The organism is Ruegeria sp. CH8, assembly GCF_056536985.1.
Map to the genome: position 1 here is coordinate 1 of NZ_JBQFQR010000012.1, position 16,560 is coordinate 16,560.

Genomic DNA, 16,560 nt, shown 5'->3' on the forward strand with positions numbered 1-16,560 from the left:
AGAACACGTCCTCGCCCGCGGAAATTTGCTCTTGGTTGACGACATAGAAGTTCGTTGCCGACACTTTCTCTGCAGCAGTCAGACAATGAGGCGCAAAGAGAACTGCGGGGATAAGCATTGAACGCAACATGTTGTTTCCTTCGACAGTGGGGCAAAACCAGCATGATAGAGACTACGAAATTTATTGCTAGGAAAGGAACGCATAGCCGGACCTGAAAAGTCAGCTTCGTCCCGCATCTCAGAGATTGCAAAGCTTAGTGATGAAGGTCCGCTTTGGGCTGAGACCGGTCCTCAACAACCATTGAGCCTATGGCAACTTTGTCCGCGTCTTTCCAATTCGTGGACCGTGCAGCGAAGGTCAGCTCTGGTGCCGTTTCAGAGTTCTGTAAACAGTTGAAAGCCATCAGGGCGGTCAGTTTGTGGATACCAGTCGCGATAACCCAATCGAAGTTTTTGGCATTTCGCTACTTAGAACACTGGGTCGCTTGACGTGTTAAAACGCAAATAGGTCTCGCTCATAAACAAAACCCTTGGCGAGCCCAATCTTCATGGCTGGTGTATCCTTAGCTTTGTTCATCAGGTTCGTATAGTTGTGGGCAAACCTCAGAATATCGACCATTTTCGAAACCATGACGGGGTTGTAATATTGCTTATAGTACCAGAGCCGACCGCGTCCAGAAGATACCAGACCGCGTTCAAAACCCATGATCTTCGTTCTGGCCCGCGCATGATACATATCAACGGGATGAGTCCCGGACCTCACAGCGAACTGGGCAATTTGAGTATAGTTCAAGTCATTTGGGTTCGTTTTGAAGATTACGCGCTTCTCAGGTTCATTGATGAAATGGAACGGATATAGCAGCCCCTCATCCCTGCTTTCTCGTTCGCCGAAATAATTCATCAATTCGTGCAGATAGTCCTCTGGCGGGCGTTGCTGCAATAAGGAGCGCACTAAAACTTCCATGACACCGTCTTGCTTCCTGGGTGACACCGGATCGCCTGTACCCAGAACGACGTTTGAGCGATCAAGAGCTCTCTGAAGTCTGCTGTATTCCTTGTTTCCTTCTGCGACCAACGCCTTTCGCTGGTCCGTCACCAGATATTTCGTAATTGCGATATCCGCAATTCTGACACGCTTGGCCTTTACTTCATTTGCAAATACAGCTGCGTATGCAGCAGAAAGGCCAGCATCACGGTCAGTTGAAAAATTCAACTTTGCATACTTGCTCCCCAGCTTTTTCTTGACCAGCATGATATGGGCGAATTCAGCTGCGTCCTGTCTTACCCTTGCTGCTTTCTCCAGAAGCTTCACATCTTCCTCGGATGCCGTGAAGGCTCCCTTCTCCGTCCCGCCTCGGGACTTGTTCAAAGCATCATGCTTATCACGCAGATTTTTTAAGTATTCGGTCGCAAACCAGACCCTCGCATTTTCTCTCATTGAGCGGGGCTTTTCTAGGTCACCTACAATTTCCATGACCTTTTCAATTGCCGCTGGCTGAACGTCGGGATCTACATCTGTTGTAGAGGCGACCACGTAATTACTGTCACGCGCGACAGTGCAGATATGGCGAACTTCAACAGCCTTTCGAACTCCCCTGTCCGGCCAATTTACCTGAAGAATTTGCGTATCAGTGGCGAAGTAGGGTGATTGACCCGCAATGGCACTTGGTAACAGCCTTTCTCGTTCGGCAGCAAAGGCTTGGCACTGCACATGAATAAAGTCGATCTTGCGGTAAACTTCTGCCGGCTGGACATCCAGTGTCCGGCAAATCGCAGAGATCGTCATTCCATTAACAATACTCCTCAGAACTTTCCCATTCAGATCGCTGCGGAAATGACGTCTGCTTGACTTACCCAAAGAGAAGGTTTTCTTGCAAGCTTTACATTGAAACCTCGGGTCGCCCTTTGCGGTCTTGCCAAACTTTCTGTAGCGGCTAGGCATAAGTGAAATTGTCGCCCCATGATTGATACATGCAACACTTGGACAACTTTCACGTTTTGTTCTCCTATGCAGTCGAGACAGTCTCGCATACTCTTCGAAAATAGCCTTGTTGGATTTTACGATGCTGGATCGGTCGCAAGCGGGGCAAACAAAGGTTCGCTCATCACCAGAACCGATTACGCGGCCTCGTCCGATGTTCGAACCTGGTTGGGAGCGTCGACCTCGACCATCCCTGCGGTCGGGTAGAACGCCGAACATTTCGCAAACTGGGTTGCGACAAAAATTGACTGAATAGCCGCCAACAAGCCGAGGTAGGCGATATCGCTCCTGCCTCGCAGCTTTTTGCGAGAGGTCCGACAAGTTAGGCAAACAACATCCCCTTAATATTCAACGAAAACACCCAGCAGGCTAGCCGCTGGGTGGGATATCGTCAACATTTAGCTACAAGGCCTTGGGTTTCGCCCCCTTTTCTTTTCGGGTGCCTCACCGCGACAGGATCACCTCAAGGTTGTATTGGGCACAGCTCGGTTACAAATGCGTTGCCCGAGGCCGATTCATGGGGTATTTGATGACGTCATTATGACAAAAAGTCCGGCGCAATTCTGCACCGGACTGAACTTGAAAAGACCTTGGGGCAGCTCGAGCAGACGATCACATCAGCAGAATGAGCAACCTAATCAAATAAGTAATGTATTACAAAGGGAACAAGTGTCAAGATGAGACATGCTGAATTCACTCCACTCAGTATGTCGATTTCCGTCGCGGACATGCGGCTGACGGCACTGGAAGCGATGGGTAGACTATGACCGAAATCTCGAAACTGACCGAATTGCGCAAGCTGATGCAAAGCATGGAGCGTACACTGGGGCTTGAACAACTATCTCCGGTTGAGCGCGATATTTACTATGCGGCCGAAGAGCTGTCCAAATCCGACGAAGAAGTGCGCACTTTTGGCCTGATCGAGCACACACTCGTTCAAAGCGTTTCGCGCCCGACCTTTTTCCGTGCACTGAAATCGTTGGTGCAAAAAGGTTACCTGTCGCAAAGCGGCAGCGCCAACCGGGGCCGGTATATCGTTCATGCCCCCAAGTGACGCCTTGAATCTGCGCACAGGTAGCTGATGATCGACGTGCGCAGGTGGGCGACTGACACATTCTGGGCCTCATTGGCATACGTGGTGGCATCGTACCTTACATTTCAGGTGTTGATGCCGCTTCAGAATGTGTTCTTTCCGGAATATCCAAGCAAAGCCAGTTTGCTGTTCCTGCCACATGGAGTGCGGGTTCTTTCAGCGTGGCTCTTGGGCTGGCGGGCGATTTTCGCGTTGCTACCAGGGGTCTTTATTGTGTTTGCCGTCCTAGGCGGCAGTGATGTGTTCCTGCCAAGCCGATTATTGGCGATGTTCATTGCCGTCACCACAGTGCCGGCCGTTTTCTACCTTTGCAAATGGATCGGTTGGGACCTGTTCCCCCGACCAGATCGCAAACCCTGCTGGTCTTGTGTCATGGGGGTCGGGATCATCACGTCTTTCCTTGTCTCAGGCCTGACCAATCTGGCATTCGGAAGCGCGCGTGTGGAATACGTCGCCTTTCTGATCGGCGACATCTCAGGCCTCTTTTTCCTGATGCTGGGGCTTTATTACACCTTTCGGCTTGCCGACAGGCGCAGTTAACCGAGCAACCCACGCCGCAACAGGTTCACGCCCGCAACCAGCAGCACCAGCAGTGTAACCTTGCGAAACACCGCTTGATCGATACGCGACTGCAGTCCCAGCCCGATCCGCATCCCCACCAGCGCCGGCAGGACCAGGATCGCCGAAAACGGCACCGTTTCGGCCCGCAGGATGCCCGATCCCAGATGCGCCAGCATCAGCGCCACTGCCCCCAAACCGTAAATCACACCTTGCACACGCATCTGCACTGCTTTGGGCGTGTTCAACGCAGTCAGGTAGGCAACAGTCGGCGGCCCCCAGATACCCGACATCCCGCCGACAAACCCGGCAACCGCGCCGATCCCGACCTCGATCCGTGCAGACGGTTTACCAAGCGACGGTTGCACCCCCAGCACCTGTATCAGCGCGAAAAACGTGACCGGAATGCCGATCATCAGCAAGAAGGTCCGGGCAGGCACGGCGCTAACCAGTTGAGCCCCCAGCAGCAGGAACACAAGCCCCACCACCAGAAAGACCCGGAATTGCTTGATAGCCGAGACGGCGGCAGGCACCCCTTCACGCAGGGCCTGGACGCTATTGGTCACCAGCGTCGGTAGGATCAGCCCCGCAATCGCCAGATCGGGCGGCAGGAACATACTAAGCCCGGACACCAGAACCATCGGCATGGCAAACCCAACCATGCCTTTGACCCACCCCGCCACAAAGGCAACGACGAGGGCTAGCAACAGGTCTTGCGGAGTAAGCAGAGAAAACAGCGTCATACGCCCCTGATATCACTCTTGACCGGCGCTGCACTGCAAAATCGTCAAAGCAATTTTCGAACTTTTTAGCCGCAGTTCACGTATTTTTGTTGCGCTGCACGTGCAGCATGATATGACCGGACGACACCAGAGAAGGACCTGATTCATGGCCCATGACGGACAGGATATGACCCAGATGACAACATCCGCTGTTTTGCCCGAGCTTCTGACGCTGACCCGTGCCGCGCTGCCTGCGGTCGAAACCGTGTTTGAACGCGCCCGCGACGCAGTTCGTGAGATGGTCACCGCGGATGGCCGGGTCTCTGGCGCGCTGATCGAAGCGAACCAGACCGCCGCGCATGGCCTGGCTTGGCTGGCGACATACAATCAGTCTCTGCAACAGATGCAACGCTGGGCCGACGCGCTGGAGGCAGATGGCAAGTTCGGCGAAATGGAACAACTGCTGCACCAGATCGCCTTTGGTGAATACCTGCATCAGGTCGCAGGCGGCATCCCGATGAACCAGGGCGAGGTCGTGCGCTTGCAGGACATGGGCCTTGGTTGGGACGCGCTGTCGGGATTCCAATCGACCGAAATTCAAACCCTGATGGCGCAGGCAAACTCGCAGACCGCCCGCACGCGTTTGGTGGCCCTGATGGAGGATCAGGCCGGCGCGACCATGTTCGGCGCCTCGGGTCTGGATGAAGAGCTTGAAATGATCCGCGACCAGTTCCGCCGCTATGCGCAAGAAAAGGTCGAACCGAACGCGCATGACTGGCACCTCAAAGACGAACTGATCCCGATTGAGATCATCGAGGAACTGGCCGAGATGGGCGTATTCGGCCTGACCATCCCTGAAGAATTCGGTGGCTTTGGTCTGTCCAAAGCCTCGATGTGCGTGGTCTCCGAAGAGTTGTCGCGCGGCTATATCGGTGTCGGCTCTCTGGGCACCCGCTCCGAGATCGCGGCTGAGCTGATCATCGCGGGTGGCACCGACGACCAGAAAGCCAACTGGTTGCCGAAACTGGCCAGCGCTGAAATTCTACCGACGGCCGTGTTCACTGAGCCCAACACCGGATCCGATCTTGGCAGCCTGCGCACCCGCGCGGTCAAGAATGCGGACGGTGATTACGAAATCACCGGCAACAAGACCTGGATCACCCACGCGGCGCGAACCCATGTGATGACCCTGCTGGCTCGCACCAACCCGGACACCACAGACCACCGTGGCCTGTCCATGTTCTTGGCCGAAAAAGCGCCGGGCACGGATGAGAACCCCTTCCCCACCCCCGGCATGACCGGTGGCGAGATCGAAGTTCTGGGTTATCGCGGCATGAAGGAATACGAACTGGGCTTTGACGGCTTCAAGGTCAAAGGCGAGAACCTTCTGGGCGGCGAAGAGGGCAAAGGCTTCAAACAACTGATGGAGACCTTCGAATCCGCCCGCATCCAGACCGCGGCCCGCGCCATCGGCGTGGCGCAAAGCGCGCTGGATATCGCCATGCAATACGCACAGGACCGCAAGCAGTTCGGCAAGTCGCTGATCAACTTCCCCCGTGTGTCCGGCAAGCTGGCGATGATGGCGGTTGAGATCATGATCGCGCGTCAGCTGACCTATTTCTCGGCCTGGGAAAAGGATCACGGCCAGCGTTGCGACCTTGAGGCCGGCATGGCCAAGCTGTTGGGCGCGCGCGTCGCATGGGCGGCTGCTGATAACGGTCTGCAGATTCACGGCGGCAACGGCTTTGCACTGGAATACAAGATCAGCCGCGTCCTGTGCGACGCGCGCATTCTGAACATTTTCGAAGGGGCTGCCGAAATTCAGGCACAGGTTATCGCTCGGCGTCTGCTGGGCTGACCTTTCTCGGCATTCCTGTTTCCCCGACTGACCCGGCCTTTGCGCCGGGTCTTTTTCTGTTACGTGCCAGTTGTGATCCGCCTATGTGCGAACTTCCCCTTTGATCTCAGGCACGAACCCGGTTACAGCACCCTGCGCTTCAAAAAGAATGGCATCCGGAATGACCAGAAGACTTTTCGCACTTTGGGCGGTCCTTGCAGCTCTCGCAATCGGCGGCTGCACCAAGACACAGCCGACTGCCACGCAGAACGATATCAACGATCTGGCACAGGCCATTCAGTCCCTCGACCCAAAAGTCGACCCGGTCGAGGCGCAAAAGGCCGCGACAATCGCCTACACGTATTCGCAGCAGTTGAAGCAGGACTGGAACGTTACTGACACGGCCATCATTCACAACGCCAAGGTTATCAACGGGTTTCGGGAAAAGGGCCTGTGCAACGACTGGGCGCAAGCGATGACGACGCGCCTGCGGCAGGAAAACTTCCGTACGCTGGACCTGCACTGGGCCACGTCCCCGCCGACGCAGTTCCGGATTATCCATCACTCGGCCCTGATCAGCGCCAATGGAGATTCGATGTATGACGGGATCATCCTTGATCCGTGGCGCGCAAGCGGTGCGCTCACATGGGCCCCCGTGCGAGAGGATACCAAGTACAACTGGCGCCCCCGTCTGGACGTTCGGGAAGAGCTAATCAGCGGAGAACTCCCCTACTAAAGGTTCCGTCGACACTCCTGCTGAGCTAATACCGCCCCATGACACGCCTGATCCTGACCTTGCCCCTGCTCGCCCTGTTTCAATGTGAAAAGGACGAAACAGTTGCCGCCTACGGCGCTGCAGATCAGACGTGGGCCTTGCAAGAGATTGACGGGCAACCGTTCGAGGCCAGCGCCCTGCTGCGCTTTCCTGTGGAAGGAAAGATTGAAGGCAACGCCCCCTGCAACAGCTACAGCGGCACCCTGAACGCGCCCTACCCGTGGTTTGAAATCGCGGATCTGGTCGCCACGCGTGCCGCCTGTGCCGGGCTTGAGGCCGAGGGCTTCTACTTCGCCGCGCTGATGGCCATGACCCAATCCGAAGTGTCAGGGGATGTGCTGATCCTGCGTAACGAGGATGGGCACGAGATGGTGTTCACAGCCGTCGAGTGAACTGATCCACAAACCGCGCTCGCGCCTCGGGCAGCGGATGATGGCCCAGCGACGGCGCGACCCGGTGTTCCAGAAAATACCCGGTCGTCTTTAGGGCATCGGCAGTTTCGGCATCTGGTGCCGCCCCTTCGCCACGCAAACAGGGCGGTAGCGGCAACAGCTTGTCCGCCCACTCCCCCGCGCCTTGGGCGCTGACGGCCCGGCCAGTCTTGGGCGAGACATAGATCAGCCCCTCGGTCACACCGGTCACCGCACAGGCGGACAAGTCCAGACCGAAGCCCAATTCCTCAAGCAGCGCCAGTTCCCAGCGCAAATAGGCCAGCGGCCAAATTTCGTCCTGCCCCAATAGGTCCATCAGTTGCTCGGTCTGCTTGTAGATCGCCGGATGCGGTTCACGTTCGGGCAGGCAGAACGACAGCAACGACACCACCGCGTTCAACCCGGCCAGCGCCAACCGCCCCGAAAATGCCGCCGCTGCCCGCGACCGCAGGGGTTCGACCTGAAACGTCCCGATATGCTCCTCAAGCCTCGCGCGCCAGAGCACATCCAACTGCGCACCAGGCTGCAGGACCGGAGCGATCTTACGACTGGTTCCCCCGCGCACGACACCGGCATGGCGACCGTGGCCTTCGGTAAAGACCTCGATGATCGCCGCCGTCTCACCATGGCGGCGAGAGGTCAGAAGTATACCATGATCGCGCCAGTCCAAAAATCCGCCTTATGTTGCGTCCCGGTGTCGCCACAACAGACCGCAGGCGGCTGCATTACGCAAGCGGGAACAGGACCAGTCAGAACCGAAGCCGAAATACGAATCCAACCAGGGGTGCTGTATCATATTCCTGGCGGCTGAGCTCATTGCCATTCCGGTCGTCCAGCGTCAGACGCCCGTCCAGTTCAGCGCCGGCGAAAACATTCAAAGACACGCCGGGATTCGGGGCATAGCCAAAGGCCAGAACAACGGGGATGCTTTTGTCTTCACCAACCCCGTCAGGTGCCAGCCCATCCCCATCCAGGCGGAACCTTATCCGTTCAGATCGTGCGGCAAGCGACAGGCTCATTTCCTCGCTCAGTGCGTAACTAAGCGTTAATCCAGGGCCCTGCGTCGCCCCAATGCCCGAGCCCGTGTTCAGGTTCCAGCGGTCATTAATGTCCCAATCGACCAACAGCGCCGGGAAAACCTCGGCATCGCTATCCTCCAACCGGGAAAAGGCACCAAACGCAGGACCAATCGTCAACCGCTCATTCAACTTCCATGCGACACCTGCGAACACTCCATAGGTCCGGCCGTCCGAAGTCGAAGCCCCGCTCTGATAATCCCAGCGCACTTGCGGAGACACAAAAACGGTAGCGTTATTGCCTACGCGAAATCGAACGGGCACGGAAAACCGAATGTCACGAATGTCTTCCCAAGGTTGATTTTCGGCTTCACTGAAATTGTAGTCGAACCTACCAAAACTGGTCGACAGCCCAACCGAGGTTCCTTCTTCCAGATTGTACAGCGCTGTCGCGCGCAAGAAGGCGCGATTGGCCGAAAACTCTCCTCCATCATCCAAGCTCGCATCGCCTTGAAAAGCTGCGAGCCCGTCAAGTTGATAGACCCATCCCACCCTGGGCTGCGCAGAAGATACGGTCGCGGACATGCTCAAAAACAACGCACTCACGTATAACGTTGACTGGAAAGTTCTCATCCGCTCCAACCTTTTGAAAACAGGGCACAGTCTCAAATAGCAGTTCTGCATCTTCTACAGAACGCACAATGAAAATAGAATGTTTGACTGTCTTCGACAGACCACAAGGGAATTATTCGAGCCCCTCTTCCCCCAGCAGATGACGCCCTTGCCGATCCTCAACCTCAATCACCCAAAGGTCCGGATCAAAGCTGCGCTGTTTGGTGATGGCAGCGTCGACATCACCCTCGGGGCCGCTGGAAAGCTCGACCCATTTGCGTTCTCCGCTCATCAGATCAAAACTGCGCTGGAACGCGGCTGACTGGCCGTCCAGAGTGTTCAGCTTCACCAGAACCGCGCCGGCTGTGTCATCGCCATGGGCGACTACAAAGGCCGGTATTTCCTGAAATCTAAGCCGTGCCAGATAGGCATGCACCCAGAACTCTGCCGTCAGACGTGTCATTGAACCGCCCTACCCACCCGGCGTAAGAATTTTCGACGAAAATTCTTGACCCGTGTCATGCGTTGCCGTCTTTGAAATCCAGCCCCATTTCCGAGTACCGCTCGGATTCTTCCAACCAATTGGGCCGGACTTTGACTTGCAGGAACAGGTGGATCTTGCGGTCAAGGAACTCTTCTAACTCGGCCCGCGCGGCCTGACTGACGGCCTTGATCGTCTCACCACGTTTACCCAGAACGATGCCCTTATGGCCGTCACGCATGACATAGATGACCTGATCGATCTTGGCCGAGCCATCCTTGCGCTCTTCCCAGTTCTCGGTCTCAACGGTCAGTTGGTAGGGCAGTTCCTGATGCAAACGCAGGGTCAGCTTCTCGCGCGTCATCTCGGCCGCGATCATGCGCAGGGGCAGATCCGCGATCTGATCCTCGGGGTAGAGCCAAGGCCCTTCGGGAAGTTCCGCCGCAAGCCACGCGCGCAGGTCATCGACGCCATAACCCTTTTCAGCGGAAATCATAAACGTCTCGGCAAATGGATAGCGCGCATTCAGGTCGCTGGTCAGGGCCAGCAGCTTCTCGCTGGGCACCTTGTCGATCTTGTTGATCGCCAGTGCGATGGTGCGGCCCTGCCCGATCTCTTCCAGACCTTCAAGGATGCGCTCAACGCCTTCGGTGATGCCGCGATGCGCTTCGACCATAAGAACCACCACATCGGCATCCGCTGCGCCACCCCACGCGGCAGCGACCATCGCGCGATCCAGTCGACGGCGCGGCTTGAACAAGCCGGGCGTGTCCACGAAGACCAATTGCGCATCGCCCTCCATCGCGACGCCGCGGATGCGGGCGCGCGTGGTTTGCACCTTATGCGTTACGATCGAGACCTTAGCCCCGACCATGCGGTTCAAAAGGGTGGATTTGCCTGCGTTGGGCTCTCCGATCAGGGCGATAAATCCGGCGCGTGTGGTCATGTGTCCTGCGATCCTGTTTGCAAGTGCGCACCCCTATAGCAGAAAGACCCTTTGGGCCAGAGGGATTTGTCGCATTGCAGCCATGCTGTTTCGATGGCAAGACCGTGACACGCCGCGCCAACCCCAGCCAGGCAATCTTCAATCATATGAGGCAACAATGAAACGTCGTGAGTTTCTGCTGGGCAGCGGTGCCGCCGCTGGAGCGCTGGGTCTAGGTGCGTTTGGGCTCGAAGCAGGTACACAGGAACTGGCCATACAACCCGCCAGCTTCGCCCTACGTGATCAGGTGACAAATGGCATGGTCAGCCTTTCGCCGGATGCACCGCCCCCGGTCTTGTACGGCAAACAGTGCGAAATGATGCGCCTGCCAGTGCGCAACACCTTGTCTGACTACACTGCGATGCACTGGCACGGGTTGCGTATTCCCAACGGGATGGATGGGGTTCCCTATTTGACGCAAATGCCGATCGGGCCCAATGAGGTTTTCAACTATGAGTTCACGCCTCCGGACGCGGGTACCTATTGGTATCACCCCCATTGCATGACGATGGAGCAAATGGCCCATGGCCTGACCGGTGTGATGGTGATTGCCGAAGCGGAAGACCCCGGTTTCGACAGTGAACAGGTGATCAATCTTCGCGATTTCCGGCTGGATGAGCAGGATCAGTTCCTACCTGCCTATACAGCGCGCGGAGCGGCTCGTGCAGGGACCTTTGGAAATGTTCAGACCGCCAACTGGCTGGACGCCCCAGTGTACGACCATTTCTCGGGCGGGTTGGTGCGTCTTCGGGTGGTGAACACCGACACGACACGTATCTACAAGCTGCACGTGAATGGGGCTACAGCACGGATCATTGCCTGGGATGGGCATCCGACCGGCATTAACCTTCCAATGCCAACAGCAGAAGACCCGCTATTGGTTGGTCCGGGTCAACGGGTGGACTTTGCCATACAGATGCCTTCAGGCGAAGGTCAGACCGTTGAACTTATGGCAAAGCTGCCCGGTCAGCCGCATCGAGCCATGACGCAGTTGCGGGCGGTTGGTCGCTCTGCCGGGCGCGATCTGCGCGAATTGCGTCCCCTGCCGGAAAATCCGGTGACCAAACCGGATCTGGCAAACGCCGAACTGCACGAATTTGTCTTTGGCTGGACACCCGAAGGAGGTGAGCCAACTAACGGTTTCTGTGGGTCTCTGGGCTATAACTTCTGGTCTATCAACCGCAAATCGTGGCCCGGAGATGCCGCGCAAGGCGTAGGACCACTGGCAACGTTGCAGATGGGAAAGAGCTATGTGCTGCGTCTGCGCAATGAATCTCCGAACCTGCATCCGATCCACCTGCATGGGTTGGCATTTGTGCCGCTAAAGTCGAACCTTCGGACCCTGCCTCCGTTGATGACTGACACAATGCTTCTTTTGAAAGACGAGGTAGTCGAGATTGCTCTGGTCGCGGACAATCCCGGCGATTGGGCCTTTCATTGTCATGTGATTGAGCATCAGAAAACGGGGCTGACCGGATTTATTCGGGTGACTTAGACCTGGGCTGGGACGTCCAGAGACAAGACATGGTTCGGATAGCATTGATCCGCGATCCGGAAATCCGTTGTGCCGACCTGCTGGAACCCTTTTGCGATGTAGAAATCAATCGCGGGTTTGTTCTCGGAATTGGTCGTGAGCCAGATCGAGTTCCGGCCTTTGCCCCGACAATAGTCGGTCGCAACGTTCAACAAGGCTGAACCGATCCCCTTCCCGTGATGGCTTGGCTGAACGTAGAACGTGACAATCTCCAGATCGGACAGCCCATCAACAGGTGCGTCTCGCCCGTCGGCCATCCGAATAAATCCGTCGATCCCATCCTGATTTTCCGAGACCACCATAAGATCGTTTCCGGCGTCAATAATGGCCTCAAACTTGCCCTGTGTGAATTCCGACAAAACAAATTCACCGAAGAAGGAATTCACCCCGCGCCGCAGATAAGTGCCAACCCAGACCTCAATCGACAAAGCCGCAAGAGCGGCCGCGTCCGTTTTCGCTGCAGGTCGGATCCTCATTGCGTGAGCCCATGGCTCACTTCAACTGCTCCAGCAGAGCCTTGGCTGCGGCCTGTTCGGCCTGACGCTTTGATCCTGCTGTTGCCTGCGCCTCGGTCCCGTCCTGCAAGCGGGCGGCGATGGTGAAGACGGGTGCGTGGTCCGGGCCGCTGCGCTTAACTTCGACATAGCTGGGCGGTTTCTGTCCGCGTGCCTGCGCCCACTCCTGCAGTGAGGTTTTTGCATCGCGGGCATCAGCCTCGACCGTATGGATGCGGTCGCCCCAAAGCGCCAGAATTACATCACGCGCAGCTTCAAACCCGGCATCGCGATAAACAGCCGCGATCACTGCCTCCATCGCGTCGCCCAGCAGGGCCTGTTTGCGACGGCCACCGGACAGCATCTCGGACCGGCCCAGTTTCAGAACCGCGCCCAGATCAATCTGACGGGCAACATCTGCACAGGCTTCTTTCCGAACCAGCGCGTTAAACCGTGGCGCCAGCTGACCTTCCGAAGCCTTTTTGTCTGCCTCAAGCAGCGCGGTGGCCATGACAAGGCCCAGAACCCGGTCGCCCAGAAACTCGAGCCGCTGGTTGTCGGGTCGGGTGGCCGACGAGACGGACCCATGCGTTAACGCGCGCACCAAAAGCTCGGGGTTGGCGAATTCATACCCCAAACGCTGCTGGAACGCTTTGATATCGGCCGAGAGCTTCAATTGACCGCCTTGAAGAACCGATCTCCGCGCCATGTCCAGAAAAACAGCATCGACCGACCTGCAGACGAGAACATGATCCGGTCGGCCCGACCGATCAGGTTTTCATAGGGCACATAGCCCACTCCGCCAGCGGATTGCGGCAGACGGCTGTCGCTGGAATTGTCTCGGTTATCACCCATAAAAAAGTAATGGCCTTCGGGCACGGTATAGATACCGGTATTATCGGACGCTTGATTTCCGATATTCAACACGTCGTAAGAAACGCCATTGGGCAAGGTCTCGATCAGGCGTGATTTCTCGCACACCCCACCAATCCCCACTGGACCGTTTTCACAACGGGGGCGCAGGCCCTGCGGGCCTTGCGGCGCGGCGGTTTCTGTAAAGACACCGTCGGGTTGCTGGGATACCGGAGTACCGTTCAGTATGATCTGACCCTCGCGGATCTGAATGCGGTCACCAGGCAAACCAATCAGGCGTTTGATGTAATCACGCCCCGTGACGGGATGGCGAAAGACGATAACGTCGCCGCGCTCGGGTTCTCCGCCCAGGATGCGCGAATTGTCGTCTCCCTGCATCCAGCCGCAGATATCTTCGGCATCGATGTTCAGACCGACGCTGGGAATAATCAGGCTGGGGCAGGACGCATAGGAATAACCGTAGGCCATTTTATTGACGAACAGGAAATCCCCGATCAGCAGGGTCTGTTTCATCGAGCCCGAGGGAATCCAGAACGGCTGAAAGAACAAGGTGCGGAAAACGCCTGCGATCAGCAGGGCGTAGACGATGGTTTTGATCGTCTCCCACACGGGATTTCCGGTTTTGACGTCCTCGGCCATACTGCTCTCCGGTCCTTGCATTGTTGGGGTGCTACATGCGGGGCCGAGGGGGGCAAGTCAAGGCTACGTGGCCTAATCTTGAAGCGGTCGCGCTTCGATCACCACAAAGGCCTGCGCCCAAGGGTGGTCATCGGTCAAAGTGACGTGGATGATCGCTTCGTGCCCTTCGGGTGTCATCTCTTTCAGACGTTCGGCGGCCCAACCGGTGACGTGCATGACGGGCTGGCCGGTGCGCAGATTGGTGACCGCCATATCCTTCCACGCGATACCCATGCGCAGCCCGGTTCCCAGCGCCTTGGAGCACGCCTCTTTCGCGGCCCAGCGCTTGGCATAGGTTCCCGCAGTATCGGCGCGGCGTTCAGCCTTGCTCTGCTCGGTCTCTGTGAAGACGCGATTGCGAAACCGGTCGCCGAACCGATCAAGAGTGCCTTGGATGCGGTCGATATTTGCGAGATCTGTGCCGATGCCGAGGATCATCTTGAAAACGCCGATTTAATCAGCCCCAGCCCCGCAAGAGTAAACAAACCCGCGACAAAACCATCGATCCAGCGCCGAAACCGACGGTATCCGGCCATCATTCCACTGACCGAAAATACAATTGAATAGAGCGCATTGTTTGCAAACCCTGCCGCCATGCAAACAAGTGTCGCTGCGGCAACAGATACCACGCCATCGTCCGGGCCCAGCCCCACAGACAAGGCTGCCATCCATGCAATGACCGATTTGGGATTAGACAGGTTCAGAACCAGCCCACGCCAGAACCAGCGCCCTTTGTCTGGCAACGCCATTTTGTCTGCTTCCGATTGTGCCGCGGAGCGCCCCGACTGCCACGCCAGCCAAAGCAGATAAAGACCTCCGAGTACTTTCAGCGCCATCAAGACATAAACCGAGCCCTGAAGTACGGCGCCCATTCCGCTAGCCGCAACCAAACCCCAAAACACGAGCCCGCAGGACAACCCGGCCCCATATATGAGGCTGGTTTTTCGGCCAAAACTCATAGCAACAGCAGCGTTTGAGATGTTTGCAGGACCGGGCGACACGGCGACGATAAAAAAAGCCATGGCCGAAACCGCAAGGGATGTGAGGTCAATCATGACCGCGCCTCATCCATCAGCCGCCGCATCTCGGCAATAGCTGGGGTCAGCCCGAGAAAGATCGACTCGCCGATCAGGAAGTGGCCGATGTTCAACTCGCGCACCTCGGGGAAGGCCGCAACAGGCTGCACCGTGTCATAGGTCAGACCATGGCCCGCGTGAACCTCTAGCCCGAGAGAATGTGCGAAGGCAGACATTTCACGCAAGCTTTCAAGCTCACGCGCGGCCTCGTCCAGGCGGCCTTCGGCGTGAGCGTCGCAATAGGCACCGGTGTGCAGTTCGATCACTTCGGCACCGATGCGGTGCGCGGCCTCGATCTGGCGCTGGTCGGCGGCGATAAAGATGGACACGCGGCAACCTGCCTCGCGCAAGGGCGCGATGTAATGAGCCAGTTTGTTTTCCTCGCGCGCGACCTCAAGCCCGCCTTCGGTGGTACGTTCCTCGCGTTTTTCGGGCACGATGCAGACCGCATGTGGTTTGTGGCGCAGGGCGATCCGCTGCATTTCGGGCGTGGCGGCCATCTCAAAATTCAGCGGCACCGACAGAACATCCATCAACCCGTCGATATCGGCGTCCGAGATGTGGCGGCGGTCTTCGCGCAAATGGGCGGTGATGCCGTCTGCCCCGGCCTCTTCCGCCAGTTTAGCCGCGCGCAGTGGGTCCGGATAAGCGCCGCCGCGAGCGTTGCGCACAGTTGCAACGTGGTCGATATTCACACCCAGACGAAGGTGATTGTCAGACATCGCTTGTTTCCTTTTCCGGGTTTCGGTCCGAGCCTACAGGGTTAGCTACGGGAACGGTAGGTTCGGCTTCCGCCAACCGTTTGATTTCATCGAATTTTGCCTTGATCCGGGCGCGGCGGCGCTGCTGGTAGGTCCGGACCACCGGCAGGCTGAGATAATAACAGATAAACCCCGCCAGAAGCCCCGGTAAAATACCCCCGATCAGATAGGGAAAGAACACCTCGTCGTAGAACACGTCAAGGCCACGCCAGTCGGCCACGCGGTCGGTGAACATCGCCATGAAGTTGTTCTTCAAGTCGCTTAACGCCTTGAAAAAACTGTCCATCAGGCCGTGGGTTTCACCTTCGTCAAAATCGTCGCCCAGCAGGAAATTCCCAGTTTGCAGACAGATGACGCCGATGGGCACATAGGTCAGCGGGTTTCCGAAAAACGTTCCGCTGAGCGAGGCCAGCAAGTTGCCGTTAATCAGACGGCTAAGCAAGGCCGCGATAACGAAGTGGAATCCGTAAAACGGCGTGAAGGCGGTGAACACACCCGCTCCGACACCACGCGCGATGCGCTCAGGTGAATCCGGCAGACGCCGGATGCGGTGTTTGACGTAGTGAAAGGCCCGAGTCCAGCCGCCGCGCGGATAGACAAACTCCGAAGCGATCCGAATGGGTGAGCGTCGGTCTCGGCGCTTGAAAACCACT

Annotated in this window: 19 protein-coding genes; 6 read left to right on the forward strand and 13 right to left on the reverse strand. The window is 57.1% G+C overall.

Features of this window, described 5'->3' with window-relative positions:
• Nucleotides 1-493: 493 nt before the first annotated feature.
• A complete protein-coding gene (locus ACR0ER_RS14245) occupies nucleotides 494-1,786 on the reverse strand; it encodes a hypothetical protein (RefSeq protein WP_170557790.1) in 1,293 nt (430 codons plus the stop codon).
• 958 nt (nucleotides 1,787-2,744) lie between these two features.
• Between ACR0ER_RS14245 and ACR0ER_RS14250 the strand changes: the two genes are divergently transcribed.
• On the forward strand, nucleotides 2,745-3,035 hold the full coding sequence (locus tag ACR0ER_RS14250) for a hypothetical protein (RefSeq protein WP_170328304.1): 291 nt from the start codon (nucleotides 2,745-2,747) through the stop codon (nucleotides 3,033-3,035).
• Between the two features lie 27 nt (nucleotides 3,036-3,062).
• Nucleotides 3,063-3,614, forward strand: coding sequence for a hypothetical protein (locus tag ACR0ER_RS14255; RefSeq protein WP_480769516.1), 552 nt, complete (start codon nucleotides 3,063-3,065; stop codon nucleotides 3,612-3,614).
• Here ACR0ER_RS14255 and ACR0ER_RS14260 read toward each other — a convergent pair.
• Complete coding sequence (locus tag ACR0ER_RS14260) at nucleotides 3,611-4,375, reverse strand: sulfite exporter TauE/SafE family protein (protein ID WP_480769517.1); 765 nt, start codon at nucleotides 4,373-4,375, stop codon at nucleotides 3,611-3,613. The two genes, ACR0ER_RS14255 and ACR0ER_RS14260, sit on opposite strands and share 4 nt — an antisense overlap.
• 145 nt (nucleotides 4,376-4,520) lie before the next feature.
• On the opposite strand from ACR0ER_RS14260, the gene ACR0ER_RS14265 reads away from it, so the two are divergent.
• From ACR0ER_RS14265 to ACR0ER_RS14275, 3 genes are all read left to right on the forward strand, one after another.
• Nucleotides 4,521-6,212, forward strand: a complete 1,692-nt coding sequence (locus ACR0ER_RS14265) for an acyl-CoA dehydrogenase family protein (protein WP_480769518.1) — start codon at nucleotides 4,521-4,523, stop codon at nucleotides 6,210-6,212.
• A 160-nt stretch (nucleotides 6,213-6,372) separates the two neighbouring features.
• Nucleotides 6,373-6,927, forward strand: a complete 555-nt coding sequence (locus tag ACR0ER_RS14270) for a hypothetical protein (RefSeq protein ID WP_480769519.1) — start codon at nucleotides 6,373-6,375, stop codon at nucleotides 6,925-6,927.
• 38 nt (nucleotides 6,928-6,965) lie between these two features.
• Nucleotides 6,966-7,358 carry an META domain-containing protein gene (locus tag ACR0ER_RS14275; protein ID WP_480769520.1) on the forward strand — a complete coding sequence of 131 codons (393 nt, stop codon included), beginning with the start codon at nucleotides 6,966-6,968 and terminating at the stop codon, nucleotides 7,356-7,358.
• Here ACR0ER_RS14275 and recO read toward each other — a convergent pair.
• The 4 genes from recO to era form a co-directional block, all read right to left on the reverse strand.
• The gene (gene recO, locus ACR0ER_RS14280; RefSeq protein WP_480769521.1) at nucleotides 7,342-8,067 is read right to left on the reverse strand and encodes a DNA repair protein RecO; all 726 of its coding nucleotides are present in this window, start codon (nucleotides 8,065-8,067) and stop codon (nucleotides 7,342-7,344) included. The two genes, ACR0ER_RS14275 and recO, sit on opposite strands and share 17 nt — an antisense overlap.
• A 79-nt stretch (nucleotides 8,068-8,146) precedes the next feature.
• Entirely contained in the window at nucleotides 8,147-8,911 is a 765-nt protein-coding gene (locus ACR0ER_RS14285; RefSeq protein ID WP_480769522.1) for a hypothetical protein, read from the reverse strand.
• A 247-nt stretch (nucleotides 8,912-9,158) separates the two neighbouring features.
• Nucleotides 9,159-9,488, reverse strand: coding sequence for a DUF1491 family protein (locus ACR0ER_RS14290; RefSeq protein ID WP_480769523.1), 330 nt, complete (start codon nucleotides 9,486-9,488; stop codon nucleotides 9,159-9,161).
• Nucleotides 9,489-9,543: 55 nt separating this feature from the next.
• Nucleotides 9,544-10,452, reverse strand: coding sequence for a GTPase Era (gene era / locus ACR0ER_RS14295; RefSeq protein WP_170333705.1), 909 nt, complete (start codon nucleotides 10,450-10,452; stop codon nucleotides 9,544-9,546).
• A gap of 157 nt (nucleotides 10,453-10,609) precedes the next feature.
• Between era and ACR0ER_RS14300 the strand changes: the two genes are divergently transcribed.
• Nucleotides 10,610-11,986, forward strand: a complete 1,377-nt coding sequence (locus ACR0ER_RS14300) for a multicopper oxidase family protein (protein ID WP_480769524.1) — start codon at nucleotides 10,610-10,612, stop codon at nucleotides 11,984-11,986.
• On the opposite strand, the gene ACR0ER_RS14305 is transcribed toward ACR0ER_RS14300, so the two are convergent.
• From ACR0ER_RS14305 to ACR0ER_RS14335, 7 genes are all read right to left on the reverse strand, one after another.
• Nucleotides 11,983-12,501, reverse strand: a complete 519-nt coding sequence (locus ACR0ER_RS14305) for a GNAT family N-acetyltransferase (RefSeq protein ID WP_480769525.1) — start codon at nucleotides 12,499-12,501, stop codon at nucleotides 11,983-11,985. The two genes, ACR0ER_RS14300 and ACR0ER_RS14305, sit on opposite strands and share 4 nt — an antisense overlap.
• Nucleotides 12,502-12,517: 16 nt before the next feature.
• On the reverse strand, nucleotides 12,518-13,195 hold the full coding sequence (rnc, locus tag ACR0ER_RS14310; protein ID WP_480769526.1) for a ribonuclease III: 678 nt from the start codon (nucleotides 13,193-13,195) through the stop codon (nucleotides 12,518-12,520).
• Entirely contained in the window at nucleotides 13,192-14,031 is an 840-nt protein-coding gene (gene lepB, locus ACR0ER_RS14315) for a signal peptidase I (protein WP_480769527.1), read from the reverse strand. The genes rnc and lepB overlap by 4 nt, the downstream gene beginning before the upstream one ends.
• Nucleotides 14,032-14,103: 72 nt before the next feature.
• Nucleotides 14,104-14,508: a holo-ACP synthase gene (gene acpS, locus ACR0ER_RS14320; protein WP_170333715.1), complete on the reverse strand. Its 405-nt coding sequence runs from the start codon at nucleotides 14,506-14,508 to the stop codon at nucleotides 14,104-14,106.
• Nucleotides 14,505-15,125 carry a LysE family translocator gene (locus tag ACR0ER_RS14325; RefSeq protein ID WP_480769528.1) on the reverse strand — a complete coding sequence of 207 codons (621 nt, stop codon included), beginning with the start codon at nucleotides 15,123-15,125 and terminating at the stop codon, nucleotides 14,505-14,507. The genes acpS and ACR0ER_RS14325 overlap by 4 nt, the downstream gene beginning before the upstream one ends.
• Complete coding sequence (locus tag ACR0ER_RS14330; protein ID WP_480769529.1) at nucleotides 15,122-15,868, reverse strand: pyridoxine 5'-phosphate synthase; 747 nt, start codon at nucleotides 15,866-15,868, stop codon at nucleotides 15,122-15,124. Before ACR0ER_RS14330 ends, ACR0ER_RS14325 begins: the two co-directional genes overlap by 4 nt.
• On the reverse strand, nucleotides 15,861-16,559 hold the full coding sequence (locus ACR0ER_RS14335; protein ID WP_170333721.1) for a DUF2062 domain-containing protein: 699 nt from the start codon (nucleotides 16,557-16,559) through the stop codon (nucleotides 15,861-15,863). Before ACR0ER_RS14335 ends, ACR0ER_RS14330 begins: the two co-directional genes overlap by 8 nt.
• Nucleotide 16,560: the final 1 nt, after the last annotated feature.